The sequence below is a fragment of the Pseudomonas sp. NPDC087804 genome, from assembly GCF_044742965.1.
GTDB lineage: Bacteria > Pseudomonadota > Gammaproteobacteria > Pseudomonadales > Pseudomonadaceae > Aquipseudomonas > Aquipseudomonas rustica.
Genome location: NZ_JBIUVN010000007.1, coordinates 117,743 through 140,532, shown reverse-complemented (window position 1 = coordinate 140,532; position 22,790 = coordinate 117,743). Strand labels below are relative to the sequence as shown.

At 59.2% G+C, this 22,790-nt stretch carries 25 protein-coding genes; 9 read left to right on the top strand and 16 right to left on the bottom strand.

Annotated elements, in window-relative coordinates; all coding sequences use genetic code 11:
• Positions 1-44: 44 nt before the first annotated feature.
• The 5 genes from aqpZ to ACIOMO_RS13370 all read right to left on the bottom strand — a co-directional run bounded on the left by aqpZ (position 45) and on the right by ACIOMO_RS13370 (position 5,247).
• Entirely contained in the window at positions 45-740 is a 696-nt protein-coding gene (gene aqpZ, locus ACIOMO_RS13390) for an aquaporin Z (protein ID WP_401241220.1), read from the bottom strand.
• 277 nt (positions 741-1,017) lie between these two features.
• On the bottom strand, positions 1,018-2,850 hold the full coding sequence (locus ACIOMO_RS13385; protein ID WP_053118159.1) for an ABC transporter ATP-binding protein: 1,833 nt from the start codon (positions 2,848-2,850) through the stop codon (positions 1,018-1,020).
• An 88-nt stretch (positions 2,851-2,938) separates the two neighbouring features.
• Positions 2,939-3,502: a peptidylprolyl isomerase gene (locus ACIOMO_RS13380; RefSeq protein ID WP_053118162.1), complete on the bottom strand. Its 564-nt coding sequence runs from the start codon at positions 3,500-3,502 to the stop codon at positions 2,939-2,941.
• 3 nt (positions 3,503-3,505) lie between these two features.
• Positions 3,506-4,309, bottom strand: a complete 804-nt coding sequence (locus tag ACIOMO_RS13375; protein ID WP_401241216.1) for an alpha/beta fold hydrolase — start codon at positions 4,307-4,309, stop codon at positions 3,506-3,508.
• A gap of 14 nt (positions 4,310-4,323) precedes the next feature.
• Positions 4,324-5,247 (bottom strand): LysR family transcriptional regulator, encoded by a 924-nt coding sequence (locus tag ACIOMO_RS13370; protein ID WP_008086429.1) that lies wholly within the window; start codon positions 5,245-5,247, stop codon positions 4,324-4,326.
• A 49-nt stretch (positions 5,248-5,296) separates the two neighbouring features.
• Between ACIOMO_RS13370 and ACIOMO_RS13365 the strand changes: the two genes are divergently transcribed.
• From ACIOMO_RS13365 to ACIOMO_RS13355, 3 genes are all read left to right on the top strand, one after another.
• Entirely contained in the window at positions 5,297-5,611 is a 315-nt protein-coding gene (locus ACIOMO_RS13365; RefSeq protein WP_053118166.1) for a hypothetical protein, read from the top strand.
• A gap of 230 nt (positions 5,612-5,841) precedes the next feature.
• Positions 5,842-6,441: an FMN-dependent NADH-azoreductase gene (locus tag ACIOMO_RS13360; RefSeq protein WP_053118168.1), complete on the top strand. Its 600-nt coding sequence runs from the start codon at positions 5,842-5,844 to the stop codon at positions 6,439-6,441.
• Positions 6,442-6,762: 321 nt separating this feature from the next.
• Positions 6,763-7,620 carry a carboxylate/amino acid/amine transporter gene (locus tag ACIOMO_RS13355; protein ID WP_212550537.1) on the top strand — a complete coding sequence of 286 codons (858 nt, stop codon included), beginning with the start codon at positions 6,763-6,765 and terminating at the stop codon, positions 7,618-7,620.
• 90 nt (positions 7,621-7,710) lie between these two features.
• On the opposite strand, the gene ACIOMO_RS13350 is transcribed toward ACIOMO_RS13355, so the two are convergent.
• Complete coding sequence (locus tag ACIOMO_RS13350; RefSeq protein WP_053118172.1) at positions 7,711-9,009, bottom strand: mechanosensitive ion channel family protein; 1,299 nt, start codon at positions 9,007-9,009, stop codon at positions 7,711-7,713.
• A 191-nt stretch (positions 9,010-9,200) separates the two neighbouring features.
• On the opposite strand from ACIOMO_RS13350, the gene ACIOMO_RS13345 reads away from it, so the two are divergent.
• Positions 9,201-10,541, top strand: coding sequence for a DEAD/DEAH box helicase (locus tag ACIOMO_RS13345; RefSeq protein WP_053118174.1), 1,341 nt, complete (start codon positions 9,201-9,203; stop codon positions 10,539-10,541).
• A gap of 89 nt (positions 10,542-10,630) precedes the next feature.
• On the opposite strand, the gene ACIOMO_RS13340 is transcribed toward ACIOMO_RS13345, so the two are convergent.
• A complete protein-coding gene (locus tag ACIOMO_RS13340; protein ID WP_053118177.1) occupies positions 10,631-10,906 on the bottom strand; it encodes a hypothetical protein in 276 nt (91 codons plus the stop codon).
• A gap of 194 nt (positions 10,907-11,100) precedes the next feature.
• Positions 11,101-11,835: a DUF899 domain-containing protein gene (locus ACIOMO_RS13335; protein WP_401241210.1), complete on the bottom strand. Its 735-nt coding sequence runs from the start codon at positions 11,833-11,835 to the stop codon at positions 11,101-11,103.
• A 175-nt stretch (positions 11,836-12,010) separates the two neighbouring features.
• Between ACIOMO_RS13335 and ACIOMO_RS13330 the strand changes: the two genes are divergently transcribed.
• Positions 12,011-12,403: a transcriptional regulator gene (locus ACIOMO_RS13330; protein ID WP_401241207.1), complete on the top strand. Its 393-nt coding sequence runs from the start codon at positions 12,011-12,013 to the stop codon at positions 12,401-12,403.
• Between the two features lie 85 nt (positions 12,404-12,488).
• On the opposite strand, the gene ACIOMO_RS13325 is transcribed toward ACIOMO_RS13330, so the two are convergent.
• From ACIOMO_RS13325 to ACIOMO_RS13315, 3 genes are all read right to left on the bottom strand, one after another.
• Positions 12,489-13,358 (bottom strand): DUF6279 family lipoprotein, encoded by an 870-nt coding sequence (locus tag ACIOMO_RS13325; protein WP_401241204.1) that lies wholly within the window; start codon positions 13,356-13,358, stop codon positions 12,489-12,491.
• Between the two features lie 76 nt (positions 13,359-13,434).
• A complete protein-coding gene (locus ACIOMO_RS13320; RefSeq protein ID WP_053118184.1) occupies positions 13,435-14,151 on the bottom strand; it encodes a TorF family putative porin in 717 nt (238 codons plus the stop codon).
• Positions 14,152-14,368: 217 nt separating this feature from the next.
• Entirely contained in the window at positions 14,369-14,557 is a 189-nt protein-coding gene (locus ACIOMO_RS13315; RefSeq protein WP_016702300.1) for a hypothetical protein, read from the bottom strand.
• 340 nt (positions 14,558-14,897) lie between these two features.
• Between ACIOMO_RS13315 and ACIOMO_RS13310 the strand changes: the two genes are divergently transcribed.
• The 4 genes from ACIOMO_RS13310 to ACIOMO_RS13295 all read left to right on the top strand — a co-directional run bounded on the left by ACIOMO_RS13310 (position 14,898) and on the right by ACIOMO_RS13295 (position 17,827).
• Positions 14,898-15,734 carry a S1 RNA-binding domain-containing protein gene (locus ACIOMO_RS13310; protein WP_053118186.1) on the top strand — a complete coding sequence of 279 codons (837 nt, stop codon included), beginning with the start codon at positions 14,898-14,900 and terminating at the stop codon, positions 15,732-15,734.
• A gap of 103 nt (positions 15,735-15,837) precedes the next feature.
• A complete protein-coding gene (locus tag ACIOMO_RS13305; protein ID WP_401241200.1) occupies positions 15,838-16,236 on the top strand; it encodes a DUF2177 family protein in 399 nt (132 codons plus the stop codon).
• A gap of 250 nt (positions 16,237-16,486) precedes the next feature.
• On the top strand, positions 16,487-17,416 hold the full coding sequence (locus ACIOMO_RS13300; protein ID WP_401241197.1) for a DMT family transporter: 930 nt from the start codon (positions 16,487-16,489) through the stop codon (positions 17,414-17,416).
• A 282-nt stretch (positions 17,417-17,698) separates the two neighbouring features.
• Positions 17,699-17,827, top strand: a complete 129-nt coding sequence (locus ACIOMO_RS13295; RefSeq protein ID WP_003184145.1) for a PA1414 family protein — start codon at positions 17,699-17,701, stop codon at positions 17,825-17,827.
• An 89-nt stretch (positions 17,828-17,916) separates the two neighbouring features.
• On the opposite strand, the gene ACIOMO_RS13290 is transcribed toward ACIOMO_RS13295, so the two are convergent.
• The 5 genes from ACIOMO_RS13290 to speB all read right to left on the bottom strand — a co-directional run bounded on the left by ACIOMO_RS13290 (position 17,917) and on the right by speB (position 22,778).
• Positions 17,917-18,165, bottom strand: a complete 249-nt coding sequence (locus ACIOMO_RS13290) for an acyl carrier protein (RefSeq protein ID WP_159814647.1) — start codon at positions 18,163-18,165, stop codon at positions 17,917-17,919.
• Between the two features lie 130 nt (positions 18,166-18,295).
• Positions 18,296-19,675: a sodium:solute symporter gene (locus ACIOMO_RS13285; protein WP_053118194.1), complete on the bottom strand. Its 1,380-nt coding sequence runs from the start codon at positions 19,673-19,675 to the stop codon at positions 18,296-18,298.
• Between the two features lie 152 nt (positions 19,676-19,827).
• Positions 19,828-21,339: a purine-cytosine permease family protein gene (locus tag ACIOMO_RS13280; RefSeq protein WP_401241193.1), complete on the bottom strand. Its 1,512-nt coding sequence runs from the start codon at positions 21,337-21,339 to the stop codon at positions 19,828-19,830.
• Positions 21,340-21,394: 55 nt separating this feature from the next.
• Positions 21,395-21,817 (bottom strand): nuclear transport factor 2 family protein, encoded by a 423-nt coding sequence (locus tag ACIOMO_RS13275; RefSeq protein ID WP_053118199.1) that lies wholly within the window; start codon positions 21,815-21,817, stop codon positions 21,395-21,397.
• 10 nt (positions 21,818-21,827) lie between these two features.
• Positions 21,828-22,778: an agmatinase gene (gene speB / locus ACIOMO_RS13270; protein ID WP_008086245.1), complete on the bottom strand. Its 951-nt coding sequence runs from the start codon at positions 22,776-22,778 to the stop codon at positions 21,828-21,830.
• Positions 22,779-22,790 lie beyond the last annotated feature (12 nt).

The window sequence follows — 22,790 nt, the reverse complement described above, 5'->3', positions numbered from 1 at the left end:
AGATCGCAGCCTTCGGCAGCTCCTACACGGGTTTTGTGTTGGGCTCAGGTTTCTTCTTTGCCCAGCCAGCGGTAGATCCCGCCGCCCACCACCGCGCCTATCAGCGGCGCCACCCAGAACATCCACAACTGCGCAATCGCCCAGCCGCCCACCATCAGCGCCGGCCCGGTACTGCGCGCCGGGTTGACCGAGGTGTTGGTGACCGGAATCGAGATCAAGTGGATCAGCGTCAGGCCCAGACCAATCGCAATCGGTGCCAGCCCCGGTGGTGCGCGTCTGTCGGTCGCGCCGAGGATGATGATCACGAACATCGCGGTCAACACCAGCTCAGTGACAAACCCTGCCGCCATCGAATACTTGCCGGGAGAATGCTCGCCATAACCGTTGGACGCGAGGCCGGAGGCAATATCGAAACCTTCCTTGCCGCTGGCGATATGAGCGATCAGCGCCGCCGCGAGAATCGCGCCGAGCACTTGGGCAATGATGTAAGCAGGCAACTCTTTGGCGGGGAATCGACCGCCGACGACCAGACCGACCGACACGGCCGGGTTGAGATGACATCCGCTGATGTGGCCGATGGCGAACGCCATGGTCAGCACCGTCAGACCAAACGCCAGGGCCACCCCCAGCACGCCGATACCCAGCGGCGAAGACGCGGCGATCACCGCACTGCCGCAACCACCCAACACCAACCAGAACGTACCCAACAACTCCGTAGCTGAACGTTTCAACAGAGACATGAGAAGAGTCCTTGATAGCGCTGCTATCGAGACTGCATCGAGTTGTGCATCCTTGCAGACTTACGACAGGCTCCGTTCCGAAGCCTTGGCTGAGTACAGCAGGGTTTTTACGGATTTCCAGCAGGGCAAAAAGCAAAGATCGCAGCCTGCGGCAGCTCCTACAGTGATCGTTACCACGCTCTGCGTGGGAATGCCTCAAGGGACGCTCCGCGTCCAGTGACGCGGAGCGTCACGGGCTGCGTTCCCACGCGGAGCGTGGGAACGATCATTCAGTGCATCAGTCGATACCGACGAACCCCCCGGTCTGGTGCGCCCACAGCCGCGAATACAAACCGCGATGCGCGAGCAGCTCAGCATGAGTACCGCTCTCGGCGATCTTGCCGTTCTCCAGCACCACCAGCCGATCCATCCGCGCAATCGTCGAGAGCCGGTGCGCGATCGCAATCACGGTTTTGCCCTGCATCAAGGTTTCAAGACTTTCCTGAATCGCTGCTTCGACTTCCGAGTCCAGCGCCGAGGTCGCTTCGTCCATGATCAGGATCGGCGCGTCCTTGAGCAGCACCCGTGCTATCGCAATGCGCTGACGCTGACCGCCGGACAATTTCACCCCGCGCTCGCCGACGTGCGCATCGAAACCGGTACGGCCCTCGGCGTCCGACAGCAGCGGAATAAACTCATCGGCGCGCGCCTTGTGCACCGCGTCCCACAACTCGGCATCGGTCGCGTCCGGTTTGCCGTACAACAAGTTGTCGCGGATCGAACGGTGCAGCAACGAAGTGTCCTGGGTGATCATGCCGATGCGCGCACGCAGGCTTTCCTGACCGACGTCGGCGATGTTCTGCCCGTCGATCAGAATGCGCCCGCCCTCGACGTCGTACAGGCGCAGCAGCAGGTTGACCAAGGTCGATTTGCCAGCGCCGGAAGGCCCGATCAAACCGATTTTCTCGCCGGGTTTGATGTTCAGGTTGAGGTCGCCGATGATCCCGCGCTTCTTGCCGTAGTGAAAGTCGACGTGCTCGAAACGCACTTCGCCACGGGCCACTTGCAGCGGTTTGGCGTCTTCGCGATCGGTGACGCTGACCGGTTGCGCGATGGTCTGCAGACCGTCCTGCACCATGCCGATGTTTTCGAAAATGCCGGTGACCACCCACATGATCCAGCCGGACATGTTGACGATGCGAATCACCAGGCCGGTCGCCAAAGCAATCGCGCCGACGGTGATCAACGATTGCGTCCACAACCACAGGGCCAACGCGGTAGTGCCGACGATCAGCAAGCCGTTCATGGTGGTGATCGCCACGTCCATGCTGGTGACCACGCGACCGGCCAGTTGCGCTTTGACGGTCTGTTCTTCGATGGCTTCCTTGGCGTAGTGCTGTTCGAAATTGGTGTGGGCGAACAGCTTCAGCGTGGCGATGTTGGTGTAGCCGTCGACGATGCGCCCCATCAGTTTCGAGCGCGCGTCGGAGGCTTCCACCGAGCGTTGTTTGACCCGTGGCACAAAGTAGTAGAGCGCGCCGATGTAGGCGGCAATCCACAGCAGCAACGGGATCATCAAACGCCAGTCGGCTTCGGCAAACAGCACCAGCGAGCTGATCGCGTAAATCACCACGTGCCACAGTGCATCCACCGCTTGCACCGCAGAATCACGCAGCGAGTTGCCGGTCTGCATGATGCGTTGGGCGATGCGCCCGGCGAAGTCATTCTGGAAGAAATTCAGGCTCTGCTTGAGCACATAGCTGTGGTTCTGCCAGCGGATCATGCTGGTCATGCCGGGGCTCAGCGTCTGATGCACCAGCAGGTCGTGCAGGCCAAAAAAGATCGGCCGCAACACAAGGGCAACCACCACCATCCACGTCAGTTCGAGGGCGTGGTCGCTGAAGAAATTCGGGTTCGGCGTGCCTTGGGCCAGGTCGATGATGCGGCTCAGGTAACTGAACAGCGCCACTTCGATCAACGCGGCGAAGAGGCCAACGACGAGCAGGGCGGCGAAACTCGGCCAGACCTGTTTGAGGTAGTAAACATAGAAGGGCCAGACACGGTCTGGAGGGGACGCCGTGGGGGCGTCGCGGAATATGTCGATCAGTTGTTCGAAACGGCGATAGAGCATCAGATAACCGCCCGGAATGCGGGCTCTCCTTTTATCAGTGTGAGCGGCGCGGGATCAGCCCGGCGCCGCTCGATATGCCCTGCAGTACTCAGTCGATGCGCTTGGCCGACTTGATGATCACAGGGTCGACAGGCACGTTTTGCATGCCGCTTTTAGTGGTGGTCTGCGAGTTGACGATGATGTCGACCACGTCCATGCCCTTGACCACTTTGGCGAATACCGCGTAACCGGCGTCACGGCCCGGGTCGAGGAAGGCGTTGTCAGCCACGTTGATGAAGAACTGGCTGGTGGCCGAATCCGGGTTGGAAGTGCGCGCCATCGACAGCGTGCCGCGAACGTTGTGCAGGCCATTGCTGGCTTCGTTCTTGATCGGTGCCTTGGTGTCTTTCTGTTGCATTTGTTGGGTGAAACCGCCGCCCTGAGCCATGAAGCCCGGAATCACGCGGTGGAAAATGGTGTTGGTGTAGAAGCCGCTGTCGACGTACTCAAGGAAGTTCTTGGTACTGATTGGCGCCTTGACCGGATCCAGCTCGATTTCGATCTGGCCGTTGGTGGTGTCCAGCAGCACGTGTGGCGCCTTGGCTGGCGTTGCTGCCATCAGGTTGGCGGCAAACAGAACGGTACCGGCGGCGAGGGCGAGTTTTTTCAGCATGGGTCAGTGATCCTGAGATTGAAGGTCGGCTGTGGCGAGAAACTCCAGCAGCGTTTGATTGAAGCGTTGCGGTTGGTCGAGCGGGGTGGCGTGGCGCGAATCGTCGATCACCACCAGCCGTGCATCAGGCAGCAGTTTTACATAGGTTTCTTTCAGCGCGACGGGTGTGTAGTCGCGGTCGGCGCTGACGATGAGGGTTGGACAGGTCACGCGGGAAAGTCGTTCCTGAACGCCCCAACCGACAATCGCATCGAAGCTGGCGAGATAAGCACGTTTGTCGTTTTTTGCCCAGCGTTCGGCCATTTTCTGCCGCAGATCGGCCTGTTCCGGCTTGGGAAAAAGTTTGCCGCCGAGGGCTTTGCCGATGGTTGCGAGGCTGAGCACGCGCATCAGGCTCCAGCGTTTGAACCACTGCCAATAGTCATCACGGCTGCGCAGTTTGACCTCGGGCGCGCTGTTGACGATGGTCAGGCTTTTAAGCAATTGCGGGTGATCGACGGCGAACTGAAAACCGATCATGCCGCCCATGGACAGCCCGGCGTAATGCACCGGGCCGAGGTTCAAATGTTCGATCAGCGCGAGGAGGTCGGCGCTGAAACCGGCGATGCTGTAGCGCTCACGGGGTTTGTCCGAGCGGCCGTGGCCGCGAACATCCGGAACGATCACCCGGTAGTGCGCGGCGAGAGCCGGGATCTGCATTTCCCAGTCCAGCGTGCTCGAACCGAGCCCGTGAACCAGCAGCAACGGCGTACCGTGGCCATATTCCTCGTAGTGCAGGTTGCAACCTTCGTGCTCGAAATACGCCATCGGTGGACTCCGTGTCAGGCTTGTTCAGGGGCGGCGTACGGCGCATCCAAAGGCAACGTATCGAAGGTGCGCAGCAGTTCGATGAGGATTTGCGTCGCCGGGCCCAGGGGTTTGTCTTTGTTCGAATACAGATAGAAGCTGGAGTTGCGGGTGCCGCCCCTGTCCAACGGTAGCAGCTTGAGCGAGCCATCCTTGAGTTCTCGTTCAATCATGTGCCGAGGCAACCAGGCAAAACCCAGACCGCTGCTGACAAATGTCGCGGCGGTGGCGAGGCTGCCGACCGTCCAACGCTGTTCAGCGCCGAGCCAGCCGACATCGCGGGGTTGCTGGCGGCCGGAGTCGCGGATCACCACTTGCATCTGCGTTTCGAGATCCTGAAAACTCAGTTCGCGATTGAGCCGGTGCAGCGGGTGATCGGGGTGGGCGACGGCGATGAACTCGACGTCGCTCAATTCCGCCCCGAGGTGGCCGGGAATGCTCAGGCCAGTAATGGCCAGGTCGGCCACGCCTTCGAGCAGGACTTCTTCCACACCCGACAACACTTCTTCACGCAGACGCACGCGGCAGCCACGGCTTTGCGGCATGAACGCGGTGAGCGCGCGGACGATGCGCGCACTCGGGTAAGCGGCGTCGACCACCAGCCGCACTTCCGCTTCCCAGCCTTGTTCCATGTGATGGGCAAGGTCTTCGAGCTGACTGGCCTGTTTCACCAGTTGCCGCGAACGACGCAGCAACACGCCGCCGGCTTCGGTGAGCACGGCTTTACGCCCATCGATGCGCAACAGCGGCACGCCGAGCTGATCCTGCATGCGCGCGACGGTATAGCTCACCGACGATTGCGAGCGGTGCAGGGCCTCGGCGGCCTGGGCAAATCCGCCATGGTCGACCACGGCCTGCAATGTTCGCCATTGATCCAGGGTCACGCGGGGCGCTTTCATCAATAGCTCCTCTTGTCCTAAGCTGGCGGTCCCTCATGGAGACTGCCGAATGAAAAAATTCTGTTGTGTGTTGCTGGCGCTGCTGCCGCTGACGGCGTTCGCGTACCCGATCGACGTGGAAAAGGATCTCAACGGTTTGAAGATCGACTACGAAACCTACGACACCGACAACGACATCGGCTCCATTCGGGTCGCCAACTACGGCGATGTCGATGCGACGTGCAAGGCCGTGTTCAGCAACGGCCCCGAGGCGCCGCGCACCCGCAGCATCGATGTCCCGGCCGGCAAACATAAAAACGCCACGGCCAAGTTCACCCGCTCGATCATCAAGTTGCGCATCAAACTGACCTGCGTCCCGAAATAACCCCGGATCCCTTGTAGGAGTGAGCCTGCTCGCGATAGCGGTGTGTCAGATAAATTAATGGTGCCTGACACTACGCCATCGCGAGCAGGCTCACTCCTACAGGGTAGGTGTCAGCATCTAAACGAATTATTCGATACTTTGCAGCAATTATTTGCGCTTTTTCATCGATTCAACTCTGTTTAACCTTCACTCCATCGACTTACAACATTCTCGGATGGAGGCTACACAACATGTCCCGCGTTCTGATCATTGAAAGCAGCGCCCGCCAGCAAGACTCGGTGTCCCGTCAACTGACCCAGACCTTCATCAGCCAGTGGAAAGCTGCACACCCTGCCGATCAGATCACCGTGCGTGACCTCGCCGTGAACCCGGTACCGCATCTGGACGCCAACCTGTTGGGTGGCTGGATGAAGCCTGCCGAACAGCGCAACGCCAGCGAACAATCGTCGCTGGATCGCTCCAATGAATTGACTGATGAACTGCTCGCCGCCGACGTGCTAGTGATGGCCGCGCCGATGTACAACTTCGCCATCCCGAGCACCCTTAAAGCCTGGCTCGACCACGTGCTGCGTGCCGGCGTGACTTTCAAGTACACCGAAACCGGCCCGCAAGGCCTGCTCAGCGGCAAGCGTGCCTACGTGCTGACCGCTCGCGGCGGCATCTACGCCGGCGGCCCGGCGGATCATCAGGAACCGTACCTGCGTCAGGTCATGGGTTTCATCGGTATCAACGACGTGACCTTCATCCACGCCGAAGGCATGAACCTCGGTGGCGACTTCCAAGAGAAGGGCCTCAACCAGGCCAACGCCAAACTGTCCCAGGTCGCTTGACAGGTTAATCGCCAGATAATCTCTGGATGGTCTAGTGACCTGGCGCAACCCCTTCAAGGTTCCACGCGCATCGAACCTCCCTTTGCACTTGTTGCTCCTGAGTGCTGTAGCCCGATTGACGCATTAGCGAGATCGGGCTTTTTTTTGCCCGGGATTCACCAATCCCCCGTGTAGGAGCTGCCGAAGGCTGCGATCTTTTGATCCTGTTTTTTTAAAATCAAGATCAAAAGATCGCAGCCTGCGGCAGCTCCTACAGGGGATTTGTGTTGGTTGCAGAATCGAAAACCGCTATCGTCGCCGCCATTCAAAACCGAGGCGAGCATGGGCTATCTACTTTTTGTCACGCTGATCCAGGCGTTTTCCTTCAGTCTGATTGGCGAATACCTGGCCGGTCATGTCGACAGTTACTTCGCCGTACTGGTGCGCGTGGTGCTGGCCGGGCTGGTGTTCATCCCGCTGACCCGCTGGCGCTCGGTCGAACCGTCGTTCATGCGCGGCATGCTGATGATCGGCGCGTTGCAGTTCGGTGTGACCTACGTCTGTCTGTACCTGAGCTTCCGCGTGCTGACGGTGCCGGAAGTGTTGCTGTTCACCATCCTCACGCCGTTGCACGTGACGTTGATCGAAGACGCGCTGAACCGCCGCTTCAACCCGTGGGCGCTGATCGCCGCACTGGTGGCGGTGAGTGGGGCGGCGGTGATTCGTTTCGACAGCATCAGCCCGGACTTTTTCATGGGCTTCCTGTTGCTGCAACTGGCCAACTTCACCTACGCCGCCGGGCAGGTGATGTACAAACATCTGGTGGCAAAACACCCGAGCGATCTGCCGCATTACCGACGTTTCGGCTTCTTCTACGTCGGCGCGCTGGCGGTGGTGCTGCCGGCGTTCTTGCTGTTCGGCAAAGCGAATTTTCTGCCGGAAGCGCCGCTGCAGTGGGGCGTGCTGCTGTTTCTCGGACTGGTCTCTACCGCGCTGGGCATGTACTGGTGGAACAAGGGCGCGTGCATGGTCAATGGCGGCACGTTGGCGGTGATGAACAATTTGCATGTGCCGGTGGGGTTGCTGCTGAATCTGCTGATCTGGAATCAGCATGAGGAGCTGGGGCGGTTGTTCCTGGGGGGGAGCGTCATCCTTGCTGCCGTGTGGATCAGCCGCCTCGGCATCCGACGCACCGCATAATCCCCGTAGGAGCTGCCGAAGGCTGCGATCTTTTGATCTTTAAGGTCAAAAGATCGCAGCCTTCGGCAGCTCCTACAGGGGAATTTTGGGCTACATGAGGTGTTTTTGTGGCTCGGGGATGCTGGCCGAGCCGAGCACCGCTGGCAACAGGCCCGAACGCAAATCCCCACCACTCGGCTGCTGATACAGACTCAACCCAAACTCCGGCAACACCGCCAGCAGATAATCAAAAATATCCCCCTGAATCCGCTCGTAATCCGCCCACGCCGTGGTGCGGGTGAAGCAGTAGATCTCCAGCGGAATGCCCTGCGCCGTGGTCTGCATCTGCCGCACCATGCAGGTCATGTTCGGTTGAATCTCCGGATGACTCTTCAAATACGCCAACGCATACGCGCGGAACGTGCCGATATTGGTCATGCGCCGGCGGTTGGCCGACATCGCCGCGACATTGCCCTGCGCCTCGTTCCACGCCTTGAGCTCGGCTTTCTTGCGGCTCATGTAATCGGTGAGCAAATGCACCTGCGAGAGCTTTTCTTCCTCGTCATCGCGGATGAACCGCACGCCGCTGGCGTCGATGAACAGGCTGCGTTTGATCCGCCGTCCGCCGGATTGCTGCATGCCACGCCAGTTCTTGAACGACTCGGACATCAAGCGCCACGTCGGGATCGACACAATGGTCTTGTCGAAATTCTGCACCTTGACCGTGTGCAAAGTGATATCGACCACATCGCCATCGGCGCCGACTTGCGGCATTTCGATCCAGTCGCCAACCCGCAGCATGTCGTTGCTGGTCAGCTGCACGCTGGCGACGAACGAGAGCAGCGTGTCTTTGTAGACCAACAGAATCACCGCCGACATCGCACCGAGACCGGAGAGCAGCAACAGCGGCGAGCGGTCGATCAGGGTGGCGACGATGATGATCCCGCCAAACACATACAGAACCATTTTCGCCAGTTGCACGTAGCCTTTGATCGAGCGCGTGCGGGCGTGTTCGGTGCGCGCGTAGATGTCGAGCAGGGCATTGAGCAGCGCGCTGATGGTCAGCAGCAAAAACAGGATGGTGAACGCCAGCGCGACGTTGCCGAGGAAGTTCATCGCGGTTTTGCTCAGTTCCGGCACCAGGTGCAGGCCGAACTGAATCACCAGCGACGGGGTGATCTGCGCCAGGCGCTGAAACACTTTGTTGTGGCGTAAATCGTTGATCCAGTGAAACGCCGGCTGGCGACCGAGCATGCGGCTGGCGTGCAGGATCAGGTAGCGCGCCACTCGTCCGAGTACCAGCGCGATCACCAACAGCAGCATCAGCGCCAGGCTGGCTTGCAGGATCGGATGCTGTTCGAGGGTGCCCCAGAGGTCCTGGGCGTTGAGCCAGAGCTGTTTGATATCCATAAGTGAAACGATTCTTCTGTAAGACGCGATGGCCGATTAGAGCATTTAAGACGCCAGGCATTACGTTTGGAGACAAATCAGGCAACAAAAAAACCACTGATTGCTGCCGTTTGCATAAAGAAACTCGGCCTGAGCGCTCGAAACCGGTAACCTATGCAGCTGTTTTTTTGCATATCTTCGAGGTAGCACCCGTGTTTTCCCAATTCGCCCTGCACGAACGCCTGCTTAAAGCTGTGGCCGAGCTGAAATTTGTCGAGCCAACGCCTGTGCAAGCCGCGGCCATCCCGCTGGCGCTCCAAGGACGTGATTTGCGGGTGACTGCGCAAACCGGTAGCGGCAAAACCGCCGCTTTCGTTCTGCCGATCCTCAATCGCCTGATCGGCCCGGCCAAGGTTCGCGTCAGCATCAAGACGCTGATCCTGCTGCCGACCCGCGAGCTGGCCCAGCAAACCCTGAAGGAAGTTGAGCGTTTCTCGCAGTTCACGTTCATCAAATCCGGCCTGATCACTGGCGGTGAAGACTTCAAGGTACAGGCCGCGATGCTGCGCAAAGTGCCGGACATCCTCATCGGCACCCCGGGCCGCATGATCGAGCAACTCAACGCCGGCAACCTCGATTTGAAAGAAGTCGAAGTGCTGGTGCTCGACGAAGCCGACCGCATGCTCGACATGGGCTTCTCCGAAGACGTTCAGCGTCTGGTCGACGAATGCACGAACCGTCAGCAAACCATGCTGTTCTCGGCCACCACCGGTGGTTCCGGCCTGCGCGAAATGATCGCCAAAGTGCTGAACAACCCTGAGCACTTGCAGCTCAACGCGGTCAGCCAGTTGAACTCGACCACTCGTCAGCAAATCATCACCGCCGACCACAATCAGCACAAAGAGCAGATTGTGAACTGGCTGCTGGCCAACGAGACCTATCAGAAGGCGATCATCTTCACCAACACCCGCGCCATGGCCGACCGCATCTACGGCCGCCTCGTGGCTCAGGAATACAAAGCGTTCGTACTGCACGGCGAGAAAGACCAGAAGGATCGCAAACTGGCGATCGACCGTCTGAAGCAGGGCGGCGTGAAGATCCTCGTGGCCACCGACGTGGCGGCCCGTGGTCTGGACGTTGATGGTCTGGACATGGTGATCAACTTCGACATGCCCCGCAGCGGCGACGAATACGTGCACCGCATCGGTCGTACCGGCCGTGCTGGTAACGACGGTCTGGCAATCTCGTTGATCTGCCACGGCGACTGGAACCTGATGTCGAGCATCGAGCGCTACCTCAAGCAGAGCTTCGAGCGCCGCACCGTCAAGGAAGTCAAAGGCACCTACGGCGGGCCGAAAAAGGTCAAGGCCTCGGGTAAAGCCGTTGGCGTGAAGAAGAAAAAGACCGACGCCAAGGGCGACAAGAAGAAAACCGCCGCCAAGACGCCGACCAAGCGCAAGAGCGCCAACCGTCCGAAGCCGGACTCGTTGGTGAGCAGCGACGGCATGGCCCCGCTCAAGCGCCGCAAGCCGGCAGAGCCAGCGGCTGAGTAAGTCGTTTCAGGCTGGATAAAAAAACCCGGACAATGTCCGGGTTTTTTTTCGCCCCTCTGTAGGAGCTGCCGAAGGCTGCGATCTTCGCTTTAGCCTTCCGCCTTCTTCTCCGCCGTACCCAACTCTTTCAAGCGCTGATCAATCAACTGGCACTTGTCCGGCAGATCCGCGCTGGCCGTGCCCAGATCCATTTTCTGCAACTCGGCGTTGATCTCTTTGGCCTTGGCCGGATTCTGTTCAGTGAGCTTGGTGACCTCTTTGGCCAGTTGTTCACGTTTGGCGGTCGCCTCCTCAGGCGTGCAGGCCCAGACGGGCAGGGCGCAGGCAAGGGTGGCGGCGAGGGTGAGCTTGATCAGGGTTTTCATGGGGGCAGGCCTCAGTTCCGGTTAAGGCGGGTTAACCGGTTGAGGGGCAAAGCCTGTGAAAAGTTCAGAAACTGTGGCAGAACCTGTGTGCGAACCTGTGGGAGCGAGCTTGCTCGCGAAAGCGGTATGTCAGGCACTGTTCATGGTGGCTGACACGACGCTTTCGCGAGCAGGCTCGCTCCCACAAAGGGCGATCATTTGCCGTGGCAGCAGCTGGATTTTGTCGCGCCTTCATACCGATCATGATGCCGCACCCATTCCATGATCTCGTCTTCATTGCGGCCCTTCGGCGTCAGGTCGAGGTAGTTGTAGGCGCCAACCAGCATGTCCAGACCCCGGGCGTAGGTGGAATAGGTGTGGAAGATGTTTCCGGCGATATCCTTGTAAAACACGCTCAGCCCGGGCATTTCTTCCTCTGCGCTGTCAGTTTTTTCGTAGTTGTACGTAGCCTTTCCGGCGGCAACATCCTCGGCACGGGCGCATACGCCCAAGTCATAGTTGAAGTCGCAGCCCTCTGACGATACCCAGTCAAACTTCCAGCCCATGCGTTGTTTGAAGTCTTGAAACTGGTTAAACGGTGCGTGGGACACCGCAACCACGGCGATATCGTGGTGGGCCAAATGCTGGTTGGCGCCGTCGATGTGGTCGCTGAGGAACGAGCAACCCTGGCAGCCTTCCTCCCAATCCTTGGCGAACATGAAGTGGTAGATCACCAATTGGCTGTGGTCGCCAAACAGGTCAGCCAGCTTCAATTCGCCGTTCGAGCCCTGGAAGTGGTAGTCCTTGTCGACTTTCACCCAAGGCAAGGCGCGGCGCTCAGCGCTGAGGCGATCGCGCTCTTTGGTGAAGGCTTTTTCGTGTTCTAGATGTTGTTTGCGGGCGGCGAGCCATGCTTCGCGCGATACCACCGGATGATTCTCAACGTTCATGATGATTTCTCCTGCGGGGTTGAAACCGTCTGTTTCAGACTAGTCGTTCAACCCGCCGGGAAATCGACAGACCGCCGGTCGGTCGCTGAAGGAAATACGGCTGAACGGCTGCGCCAGCCTCCGGTCACAACCTAGGTACGCGCCCCAAATCATGCGCACCGGAGGTTGAATCAGGATGACGACTTATAACTGGGATTTGATTGAACGCTTGCTGCACGAAGTGCAAAACAGCGCCGGCCACAGCTTCGCCCCTCGCGCCTACGCTGAGGATTACGCGGCGGAGAAAGCCAGCGCCGGCGAGCCGATCGAGAATCTGGATCACCTGAAAACGGTGGCCTGCGACTATGAACGGCTGTTGCTTTTGCGCGGTTTTATCCAGCCGCGTCCGGATGAAGAGGGCAGCACCGGCAACAATTTTTCTCTGACCCCGCGCGGTTCGAGCTTGCTGAGCCTGATCGACAGCAGCATTCCCGGCAATGACCACCCGCGTCAGGTGCTGGATGAACAGGCCGATGCGCTGGATGAAGCGACGTTTGATGACGTCGCCTCGAAAGCCCAGATCGCCTGAGCATTGTTGTTAAATCAAAAGATCGCAGCCTTCGGCAGCTCCTACAGGGTTTGTGTAGGAGCCGGAGGCTGCGATCTTTTGATCTTCAGCCCTGTTTGGAAGCCTTCAGGCATTTGAGGTCGTTGAAGTCTTTGCGTACCCCTTCGATTTTTTTCAATAAGCGCTGGCGCTGCTGCGGCGTGCTCTCCGCCATCAAATCCACGAACAACGAGCGCGCCTGCGCTTCGGTATCGGCGTAGGCCTTACGGTAATCCGCTGTCCACAAACTCTCGCGATTCACCAGAAGCGTCTCGATACGCTGTGGGAATTCTGCACTCTTGCGTTGCGCCACGGCGGCACTGAACTGCTTTTGCCAATGCGCGCGGTTGGCGATCCACTGGGTGTTCTGATCGCCGAGAGCGTTAGTCCAGGCCACTACGCGCTGTTCTTGCGTAGGGCTGAGCGGGCCGAGCCAGTCGTTTAGGCGTTTGGTCATGCGCTCGCCACGTTCCTTGATCTGCTGGGCCAGCGGCGGATTGACGTAATCCTGCTGGCGTTTGCGCAAGTCCTTGGCGAACGCTTCATTCATCTCCGCCACTTGCTTGTCGTCCAGACCTTGCAGCAATTCGATGGCTGACGGCGTGATCTCTTTCGCGGTTTCGGCGATGGCTTGCTTGGCTTCGGCGGTGCGCGCTTGCAGGGCGGCGTCGGTGACCTGATTGGTCTCGACCATGGTTTGCAAGCGATCCAGCCAGTCGAGGTAACCCGGCAACTGCGTGGTGCAGTGCCAGTTCAGGTGTTCCTTGAGGCGCTCGTTGAACCAGTCTTTCTGCTCGCCGTTCATGTCGACGTAGTCGCCGAGCGTCCACGGAATGATCACGTCGAGGTTGCGATAGGCCAGGCCGACGCGGCTGCAGGCGCCGAGGGCGAGGGTGAACATCAATAGCGCGGCAATGTGCTTGAACCAGCGAGACATGGGCGAATCCTTGCGATGGCCAGCCTGAGGGTCTGATGTTTATGTGAACGCAGAATGAGCCCGGCAGTTCAGCCGATCAATAGAAGGCGCGTTCGGCCTTGAGCGTGACGAGGCCGTCGCACTGGCTGTTGTGGCCGGAATAGGCCGAGCAATCGCTGCCGCTGAGGCTGGAGTTGCTGTAGATGAGATCGAGATCGACGCCCATCACCGGGCGGGAGAACTTCACCGACCAATCGGTAAAACTACTGACGTAGCCGCCGTCCACCGCCACGGGCGAGTTCAACTGGTGGGTGGTGTATTTCATGCTGACGCCGATGCCGAACGGCTGATTGCCGCCAAGGTCGGCGAAAAGGGTGTTGTTCTGTTTATCCGGGTCGTTGCTCAGCGCGATGCCGAAGCGGCTGCCGAGCAGGGTCAGGCCACCGAACACTTCCTGGCTGTCGAGGGTGTCGACCTTCGGATAGCTGTAATGAATCATCCCGACTTCGTAGCCGAGCAACTGATCGAATGGTTGTTTAAAGCCGACGTAGGAGTCGATTTCAAGGTTCTTGCCCGGCGAGATGCCCATGCTCGGTGCGTACTGACCGACGTAAAGGCCACTGTCGTGACTCAGATCGAGACCGCCGTGGAACGAACCGACCGCCGCCGGTTTGACCAGGCCCTGCGCCATGCTGCGGCTGGGTGTGGTGCCGAGCTTGAGGTCGAAATCACCGAGTTCACGCTGGAAAATCTGCGCGTGCGCAGTCGTTGCCGCGAGCAGGCCTACAAGCAATAAACAGGAAGATGTGCGCATGCGTCACTCCATGAACAGCGAGCGCAGGACGGCGGGCCTGCTGAAACGCTTGATCTAGACGCGTGCAAGGATACCGGCGAATGCTCGGCATTGAAGGCCGTTCGTCGATTTTTGAATATTTGCTGTTTGGTTTGTTTAAAACGGGGAGGGTGTTGCGCGGTGCCAGTCCAGGCGCTTCGAAGCTCAAAGCGCCTCTGGACGGGTGTAAAACCGGGTGTTACTTCTTGCCCAGGCTGATCTGCTTGGACGGGCCGAACGTCTGGCCACTGACGCCTTTGGCAATTTGCTGGATCTCGCCGCCGGACTTGAGGAACGCTGCGATTTGATCGTTGATCGATTCGCTGGTTTCAACGGCTGGAGCTGGCTTTGCTTTGCTGTTGGATGCTTTTACACGCATGGCGGCCATTAACCTGTAGAAAAGTAACTCGGCCAGGCATCGTACAGTAATTACTTGACAATTGCTTGGTAAATATCCCCGGGAATAACCCAGTGCGGTGCTGCATTATTCGCGGTTAATTAATTGGAATATCCAGCTAACCTGCTGTTTTAAATAAGATCATTGCTGTTTGACGGGACATTATGTCGCGGCTGAAACCCTCGCTGGCAGACTGACGAGCGGCACCTCGCTCGTCGGCGATCAAGGAAAATCAAGGCGTGGCGCAGATTTAGCCGAAACCGAGAATCTGCCGGCGAACGTTCGCGGCAAAAACGGGTAGAATGCCGCCCACGTAATGAGGGTTCTGGAAATGGCTTTAGTCGGGCGTTACAACAGTTTGCAAGTGGTTAAACACACTAACTTTGGTTTATATCTGGACGGCGGTGCGGACGGCGAGATTCTTTTGCCCAACCGTTATATCCCTAAAGATATTCCCAGCGAAGATGAAGATTGGCTCAACGTTTTTGTTTATCTGGACAGCGAAGACAAACTTCTCGCTACCACAGAGAAACCAAAAGTTCAGGTCGGCGAATTTGCCAGTCTGAAAGTTGTTGAAGTCAACAGCATCGGTGTGTTCCTCGATTGGGGGCTGCCGAAGGATCTGTTGCTGCCGTATTCCGAAGAAAAGCGCCAGATGACCGCCGGCGAGTACTGCGTGGTGCACGTCTACCTCGACAAGCACACCCGCCGCATCACCGCCACCGCGCGGCTGGATCGCTATCTCGACAAAACCCCGGCCAATTACAGCCAGGGCCAGGAAGTTGATCTGCTGGTCGCCGAAGCCACCGACATGGGCTTCAAGGCGATCATCAACAACAAGCACTGGGGTTTGATCCACAAGAATGAAATCTTCAAGTTCATGCGTGCCGGCATGAGCGAGAAGGGCTACATCAAGGAAGTGCGCGCCGACGGCAAGATCGCCCTGAGCCTGCAACCGGTGGGTCAGGAAGCAGCGAGCAGCCTCAACTCGAAGATTCTCGCCAAGTTGCGCGACAACGACGGCACGCTGCCGGTCAGCGACAAGAGCGATCCAGCGTTGATCAGCAGCCTGTTCGGCGTCAGCAAAGGCAACTTCAAGAAGGCCATCGGTTCGCTGTACAAGGAAGGCAAGATCGTTATTCATGCCGATCGCATTGAACTAACCTGAGCCCACGCCAGCCCCATGTAGAAGCTGCCGCAGGCTGCGATCTTTTGATGTTGAGGGTCAAAAGATCGCAGCCTGCGGCAGCTCCTACATTGAGGGTGGTGAGATGAAAAGATCGCTGATTGCCTACGTCGCCACGCTGCTGACGTTTCTTCTGCTCGACGGCATCTGGCTGGGGCTGTTGATGGCGCCGACCTACCGCGAACTGCTCGGTTCGCTGATGCTGGAAAAACCGCTGCTGTTACCGGCCGCGGTTTTTTATTGCCTGTATGTTTTGGGTTGTGTGGTGTTTGTGGTGTTGCCCGCGCTGAGTTGGCAATGGGCGGTGAAGAGGGGGGCGTTGTTGGGGCTGGTGGCGTATGGGACGTATGACCTGACGAATTGGGCGACGTTGCGTGGGTGGTCGGTGCAGGTGACGTTGATGGATTGGGTGTGGGGGATGGTGGCGACGGCTGTGGCTTGTGCGGTTGGGTTTTTGGTGGTGAGGCGGTTTGGGCAGGTCTGATCCGTAATGTGTGGTGTTGTTGCCGGCCTCTTCGCGAGCAAGCCCGCTCCCACATTTGAAATGCGTTGCCATTGTGGGAGCGGGCTTGCTCGCGAATGGCGGCGCAGCCGACGGCCATTCACCGCTGACGCTACAGAAGAAACAAATGTCTTTTCCAGACGGCTTTTTCCGCCCGACTCATTGATAATCCCCAACACTGTTTTCTGACCATTGGATGGCCTGCCATGTTGTGTGTGTTCGAGGTGTTGCGGTGAGTGTCGAGCGGCGCAATGCCGACCGGTTTGCCCTGCAAGTGATGATCGGCCTGTGCCTGATCTGGGGCGTGCAGCAAGTGATGATCAAGTGGGCCGCGCCGGACATTGCACCGGTGATGCAGGCGGCGGGGCGGTCAGGCATTTCCGCGTTGCTCGTAGGATTGTTGATCTGCTGGAAGGGCGGTTGGGATCAGGTCGGCAACACCTGGCGCGGCGGTTTGCTCGCCGGTGCGCTGTTCGGTCTGGAATTCTTCTTTATCTCCGAAGGCCTGCAACTGACCACGGCCGCGCACATGTCGGTATTCCTCTACACCGCGCCGATTTTCACCGCGTTGGGCGTGCATTTTCTGCTGTCCAGCGAGCGTCTAAGGCCGCTGCAATGGCTGGGGATTCTGTTGGCGTTTCTCGGCATCGCGATTGCCTTCGCCGGCGGTGTGTCGTGGGACAACCTCGACCGGAGCATGCTGCTCGGTGACTTCTTCGGGATTCTGGCCGGTGCCTGCTGGGGCGCGACCACCGTGGTCGTGCGTGCCTCGCGTCTGTCGGACGCGCCGGTGACGTTGACCCTGTTCTATCAATTGATGGTCGGTTTCGTCGGGCTGTTGTTGATCGCGCTGTTCAGCGGCCAGATCACTCACGTCAACCTGACCACGGTGGCGGTGGCCAGTGTGCTGTTCCAAGGGCTGGTGGTGTCGTTCTTCAGTTACCTGGTGTGGTTCTGGCTGTTGCGTCGGTATCTGGCGGCCAATCTCGCGGTGTTTTCGTTTATGACGCCACTGTTCGGCGTGACCTTCGGCGTGATTCTGCTCGGCGAAGAGCTGAGCCTGAACTTCATCATCGGCGCCGTGCTGGTGTTACTCGGCATCACCTTCGTCAGCGCCGAACAGTGGGTGCGTCGGCGTTTGCGCAAAGCGCTGGGTCAGTAGCCGCTGGCCGAGCATTCAGGGGGTGCGACAACATGGCTCATGGGGCCAAAGGCAGGGTCGGGGCCGATCCGAATGCGTGGATAGAAGTGCTGCAGGCTGTCTATCCCGCGGCTTCGGCGGATGTGCGAGAAACGGCTTGAACCAATGGCTGCAGATTCTGTTCCATTCAGTAACAGATCATTGCGGATTTCGCCGAGCATTGCGTAGGACTTCGGACTATTATCAGTGCGAAGCGGCCTCAGAATTCCGGTCGCTCAGCACCACCCTGAAGGGGGCATGACGATGAAAGAGAAAATTCAAAACTGGCTGCACGACTTGGGTGTTGCCCTCGGCTTGATCGAACCGCCTCTGCAACCTGTCCCGATCCGCACCGATGACGAGCAGCGTCGCCGCCAGCCGCGCCGGCGGTAAGTGCCTCTTTAAGGATCAAGAGATCGCAGCCTTCGGCAGCTCCTACATGGATCAGTGCAGGAGCTGCCGAAGGCTGCGATCTTTTGCTTTCAATGCCGTCCAATCTCTATTAAAAACCGGCTCAAGTCATTCGCGGTCTTCGCCGTCTTGAGCATGCGGTCTTCTTCGGCGGTGAACGCCGTCAGTCCGAATTCATCTTCCAGATGAAAGATCAAATCCTCGATATCGGCCTTTTCCAACCCCAATTGCACCAGGCTGGTGTGGTCGTTGAAGTCGTGGTTCTCCAGCAGACGGCGGATGAACCGGTGCACGGCGGCACGCACGGCAGCTCTTCTCATGGCAGTTTTTTCTAGTCGTTGTTCTGCTTGAGTGAAGCATCTTCATCAGCACTTTTCTACAGACGAAAAAAACGGGTGTGGCAACCGACGCCACACCCGTCGAAGAAAGCATCAAGTCGTTACATCAAGCTTAGATCGCGCTCGCCACGGTAGCCGGGCGAGGGGAGACCAGGCTGACCACCACGAAACTGATCAGGCCCACAGCCAGGCTGTAGTAGATCGGCGTGTTGGCATCAAGGCCGTCCTTGATCATGAACAGCAGCGCGGTGGCGAAACCCAGGCCCATGCTGGCAATCGCGCCGGCAGTGGTTGCGCGTTTCCAGAAGATCGCCCCGATCAACGGGATCAACATGCCGCCCACCAACAGGTTGTAAGCGAGGGTCAGCGCGCTGATCACATCGTTTACCACCAGAGCGATACCCAGCACCACAACACCGGTCAGCAGGGTGAACAGGCGGTTGATGCCCAGGCTCGACTGTTTACCGCCGCGCAGTTTCGGCAGCAGGTCTTCGGTGATGGTGGTGGCAGCGGCGAGCAGGCCGGCGCTGGCGGTAGACATCATGGCGGCCAGTGCGGCAGCGATCACCAGACCCCGGATGCCGTCCGGCAGCGACAGTTTGACGATGGCGGCGAAGGCGTTGTTGACGTTGGACAGATCGGGAATCAGCACGTGTGCCGCCATGCCGATCAGGGCGCAGGCCAGGCCGTAGATGATGCAGTAGATGCCGGCGGCGCTACCGGCGTACTTGGCGACTTTTTCGTTCTTGACGGTGAACACCCGTTGCCAGATGTCCTGACCGATCAGGATGCCGAAGAAGTAGATCATGAAGTAGGTGATGATCGTGTCCCAACCGATCGTGGTGAAGTTGAACGCGGTGGCCGGCAACTTCAGCACCAGCTCGTCCCAACCGCCCACGCGGTACAGGCAGATCGGCAACAGGATGAACATCAGGCCGACGGTCTTGATGATGAACTGGACGATGTCGGTCAGGGTCAGCGACCACATGCCGCCGATCGCCGAGTAGATCACCACCACGCCACCACCGACCAGTACCGAAACCCAGAATGGCAGGTCAAACAGCACTTGCAGGACGGTGCCGATCGCGAGGATCGAGGTCACGCCGATCATCAGTGCGTAGGCCAGCATGATCAGCGCGGAGGCCGAGCGAGCCATCGGGTTGTAGCGCTTTTCCAGCACTTGGGTAACGGTGTAAATTTTCAGTTTCAGCAGCGGTTTGGCCAGAAACAGGTTCAGCGCGAGAATCCCGCAACCCAGCGCGGCGCACAGCCAGAAACCGGAGATGCCATGCACGTAGCCAAGGCGAACGGTGCCGACGGTGGACGCACCACCGAGCACGGTAGCGGCCATGGTGCCCATGTACAGGCTTGGGCCGAGGTTACGACCGGCGACCAGAAAGTCCTCGTTGGTCTTGGCCTTGCGCATGCCGAAATAGCCGAGCAAAAGCATGCCGGCTGCGTAGATGAGGACGACGAATAAATCCAAAGCCATGATGGCGTGTCTCCGATTGTCTTTTTTATGGTGAAACAAAAACCAAACCTGTAGGAGCAAGGCTTGCCCGCGATGGGCGCGCCAGGGTCAAGCAGGCTGACCGCGTTATCGTTCTTCGCGGGCAAGCCTTGCTCCTACGGTTCATGCGTAAATCAGGCGGCTTGTCGCATTGCCGCTTTAACCGGCGACTCCGCGCCTTGGCTCCGTGCATCCTTCGGGCCGAACACTTCCCGCGGTTCCGGGAACAGGCTCAGCAGCGTCAGGTACACCACCGAAGCCAGGCCCAGGGTCACCGGCAAGCTGATGTCGATGCCGCCGGCCATTTCACCCAGCGGGCCAACGAATTGCCCTGGCAGGTTGACGAAGCACAGGCCGACCGCCGCGCTCGGGATCCATGCGCCCAGACCGCGCCAGTTCCAGCCGTGGTTGAACCAGTAGCGTCCGCCCTGTTCGCCGCGGGTGAACACTTGCAGGTCATCCGGGCAGTAGAAACCGCGACGTACCAACAGGCCGATGATCATGATCACCATCCATGGCGTGGTGCAGGTGATGATCAGCACGGCGAAGGTCGACACGCTCTGCACCAGGTTCGCCGCGAAGCGACCGATGAAGATGAAGGCAATCGACAGCACGCCGATCAACAGCGTCGCTTTCACCCGCGACAGCACGCGCGGGAACACGCTGGACATGTCCAGCCCGGTGCCATACAGCGACGTGGTGCCGGTGGACATGCCGCCGATCACTGCAATCAGGCACACCGGCAGGAAGAACCAGCTCGGCGACACCGCCAGCAAACCACCGACATAGTTGTTCGCCGCGATGTAGTCCGGCGCCTTGATCGCGACGATGGTCGCGGTGGTCAGGCCGAACAAAAACGGAATCAGGGTTGCCAACTGTGCCGCGATCACCGCCAGCATGATCCGGGCTTTCGGGGTTGTGCGCGGGATGTAGCGTGACCAGTCGCCGAGGAAGGCGCCGAAGGAAATCGGGTTGCTCATCGCTACCAGCGCGGCGCCGATAAACGCCGCCCAGAAACCTGCCTGACCGAGGGCCACGCTGCCGGCGTACTGGCTGTCGAAGGCGGGGGCAAAGGCGAAAATGCCGAGCAGGAATAACAGGCTCGCGGCCCACACCGCGATGCGGTTGACCCACAGCATGATGCGGAAGCCGTAAATGCACACGGTGAGCACCAGCAACGCGAACAAGCCGTAGGCCAGACCCAGGGTCAGGTTGGTTTCCGGCAGGCCGATCAGACGTTTGGCACCACCCACCAGCGCGTCACCCGAACTCCACACCGACAGTGAGAAGAACGCGATCGCCGTCAACAACGACAGGAACGAGCCGACGATCCGCCCGTGCACACCGAAATGCGCACCCGATGACACAGCATTGTTGGTGCCGTTGAGCGGGCCGAACAGGCCCATCGGCGCAAGGATCAGCGCACCGACCACCACGCCCAGCACAATCGCCCAGACGCCGGCCTGAAAAGACAGACCGAACAGCACCGGGAAACTGCCGAGCACGGCGGTGGCGAAGGTATTGGCGCCGCCGAAGATCAAGCGAAACAGGTCGCTGGGTCGGGCGTCGCGCTCATGATCCGGGATCTGTTCGACCCCGTTTGTTTCAATGCTGCTAAGGCTTTTTTCGTTGTTGTTGTTATTCATGATCTGCTCCGATCACAAAGGCGCGCTCATCGTTCGTGAGCGTCACCTGTTTTGGCTAAGGGGATGGCAGCCCTTCCGGCATCGCGGACAAATGTTCGTGGCAGGCCAGCCAATGGCCTTGTTGTTCTAGGCTCGACGCTTGTTTCTTGAAAACAATCGTCTCGCGCTCCTGGCTGAAGTGTTGCTCCCCTTGCATGCGCAGCTCGGTGGCCACGTCATGGATGAAAATCGCCACGTCACCTTGCAGGCTGACGAAGGCGTTGCTCGAGGTGCACGCAAGCACCTCGAAGCCATCCTCGGCGCGCCAGCTGTCCCACAAGGCCTGATAGGCATCGCGCGACAGCAACGGCTGTTCGAGGGTGTAGAAAACGAAACTTGCATCGGCGCTGAACGCGCCGAAGTAAGCCTCGCGATCGTTACGGGCAAAGGCAGCCACCAGCTCGGCGGCCGCTTGCAGAACCTGATCACGTTCGTTCATGACGCAACCCTCAGCGGTGAACCACGCCTGGCAGTACGCAGAGCATTTCGTACAGCAGGTTGGCGGCCAGCAGCGAGGTGTTGCCGGTGGTGTCGTAAGCGGGCGAGACTTCTACCAGATCGCAACCGATCAAGTCGAGGCCTTGGCAGCCGCGAACGATTTCAATCGCCTGAATGGTCGTCAGGCCACCGATTTCCGGGGTGCCGGTGCCAGGTGCCCAGGCCGGATCGATGCCGTCGATGTCGAAGCTGAGGTACACCGGGCCGCCGCCGACTTTCTCGCGCACTTCAGCCATCAGCGGTGCCAGCGACTTGTGCCAGCACTCTTCAGCCTGAACCACGCGGAAGCCCTGATCGCGGCTCCAGTTGAAGTCGTCAGCGGTGTAACCCTGAGCGCGCAGACCGATCTGCACGACACGGTCGCAATCGAGCAGACCTTCTTCAACCGCGCGGCGGAAGGTAGTGCCGTGGGCGATTTTCTCGCCGAACATGTGATCGTTGACGTCCGCGTGGGCATCGATGTGCACCAGACCGACCTTGCCGTGCTTTTTATGAATCGCACGCAGGATCGGCAGGGTGATGGTGTGGTCGCCACCCAGGGTCATCGGGATCACGTTGTGCTCGAGGATGTTGTCGTAGGCTTCTTCGATGATGCGCACGGCGTCGAGCAGGTTGAAGGTGTTGATCGCCACGTCGCCAATGTCGGCCACGGCCAGCGAGTCGAACGGCGCAGCGCCGGTCGCCATGTTGTAAGGGCGGATCATCACCGATTCGGTGCGAATGTCGCGTGGCCCAAAGCGGGTGCCGGGGCGCAGCGAAGTACCGATGTCCAGTGGCACGCCTACGAAGGCAGCGTCCAGGCCGGCAGCGGTCGGTACATGGGGGAGTCGGAGCATGGTGGCGATGCCGCCGAAGCGCGGCATTTCGTTGCCGCCCAGTGGTTGGTGAAGAATCTTGTCCACGGGTAGGGCCTC

Coding starts and splice junctions, on each gene's coding strand:
- ACIOMO_RS13285 (WP_053118194.1), bottom strand. CDS start 19,675: ATGGCTTTGGATTTATTCGTCGTCCTCATCTACGCAGCCGGCATGCTT.
- ACIOMO_RS13330 (WP_401241207.1), top strand. CDS start 12,011: ATGACGACTTATAACTGGGATTTGATTGAACGCTTGCTGCACGAAGTG.
- ACIOMO_RS13275 (WP_053118199.1), bottom strand. CDS start 21,817: ATGAACGAACGTGATCAGGTTCTGCAAGCGGCCGCCGAGCTGGTGGCT.
- ACIOMO_RS13280 (WP_401241193.1), bottom strand. CDS start 21,339: ATGAATAACAACAACAACGAAAAAAGCCTTAGCAGCATTGAAACAAAC.
- ACIOMO_RS13385 (WP_053118159.1), bottom strand. CDS start 2,850: ATGCTCTATCGCCGTTTCGAACAACTGATCGACATATTCCGCGACGCC.
- ACIOMO_RS13340 (WP_053118177.1), bottom strand. CDS start 10,906: ATGAAAACCCTGATCAAGCTCACCCTCGCCGCCACCCTTGCCTGCGCC.
- aqpZ (WP_401241220.1), bottom strand. CDS start 740: ATGTCTCTGTTGAAACGTTCAGCTACGGAGTTGTTGGGTACGTTCTGG.
- ACIOMO_RS13305 (WP_401241200.1), top strand. CDS start 15,838: ATGAAAAGATCGCTGATTGCCTACGTCGCCACGCTGCTGACGTTTCTT.
- ACIOMO_RS13360 (WP_053118168.1), top strand. CDS start 5,842: ATGTCCCGCGTTCTGATCATTGAAAGCAGCGCCCGCCAGCAAGACTCG.
- ACIOMO_RS13335 (WP_401241210.1), bottom strand. CDS start 11,835: ATGAACGTTGAGAATCATCCGGTGGTATCGCGCGAAGCATGGCTCGCC.
- ACIOMO_RS13350 (WP_053118172.1), bottom strand. CDS start 9,009: ATGGATATCAAACAGCTCTGGCTCAACGCCCAGGACCTCTGGGGCACC.
- ACIOMO_RS13310 (WP_053118186.1), top strand. CDS start 14,898: ATGGCTTTAGTCGGGCGTTACAACAGTTTGCAAGTGGTTAAACACACT.
- ACIOMO_RS13375 (WP_401241216.1), bottom strand. CDS start 4,309: ATGGCGTATTTCGAGCACGAAGGTTGCAACCTGCACTACGAGGAATAT.
- ACIOMO_RS13355 (WP_212550537.1), top strand. CDS start 6,763: ATGGGCTATCTACTTTTTGTCACGCTGATCCAGGCGTTTTCCTTCAGT.
- ACIOMO_RS13370 (WP_008086429.1), bottom strand. CDS start 5,247: ATGAAAGCGCCCCGCGTGACCCTGGATCAATGGCGAACATTGCAGGCC.
- ACIOMO_RS13290 (WP_159814647.1), bottom strand. CDS start 18,165: ATGAGAAGAGCTGCCGTGCGTGCCGCCGTGCACCGGTTCATCCGCCGT.
- ACIOMO_RS13320 (WP_053118184.1), bottom strand. CDS start 14,151: ATGCGCACATCTTCCTGTTTATTGCTTGTAGGCCTGCTCGCGGCAACG.
- ACIOMO_RS13380 (WP_053118162.1), bottom strand. CDS start 3,502: ATGCTGAAAAAACTCGCCCTCGCCGCCGGTACCGTTCTGTTTGCCGCC.
- ACIOMO_RS13325 (WP_401241204.1), bottom strand. CDS start 13,358: ATGTCTCGCTGGTTCAAGCACATTGCCGCGCTATTGATGTTCACCCTC.
- ACIOMO_RS13295 (WP_003184145.1), top strand. CDS start 17,699: ATGAAAGAGAAAATTCAAAACTGGCTGCACGACTTGGGTGTTGCCCTC.
- ACIOMO_RS13365 (WP_053118166.1), top strand. CDS start 5,297: ATGAAAAAATTCTGTTGTGTGTTGCTGGCGCTGCTGCCGCTGACGGCG.
- ACIOMO_RS13315 (WP_016702300.1), bottom strand. CDS start 14,557: ATGGCCGCCATGCGTGTAAAAGCATCCAACAGCAAAGCAAAGCCAGCT.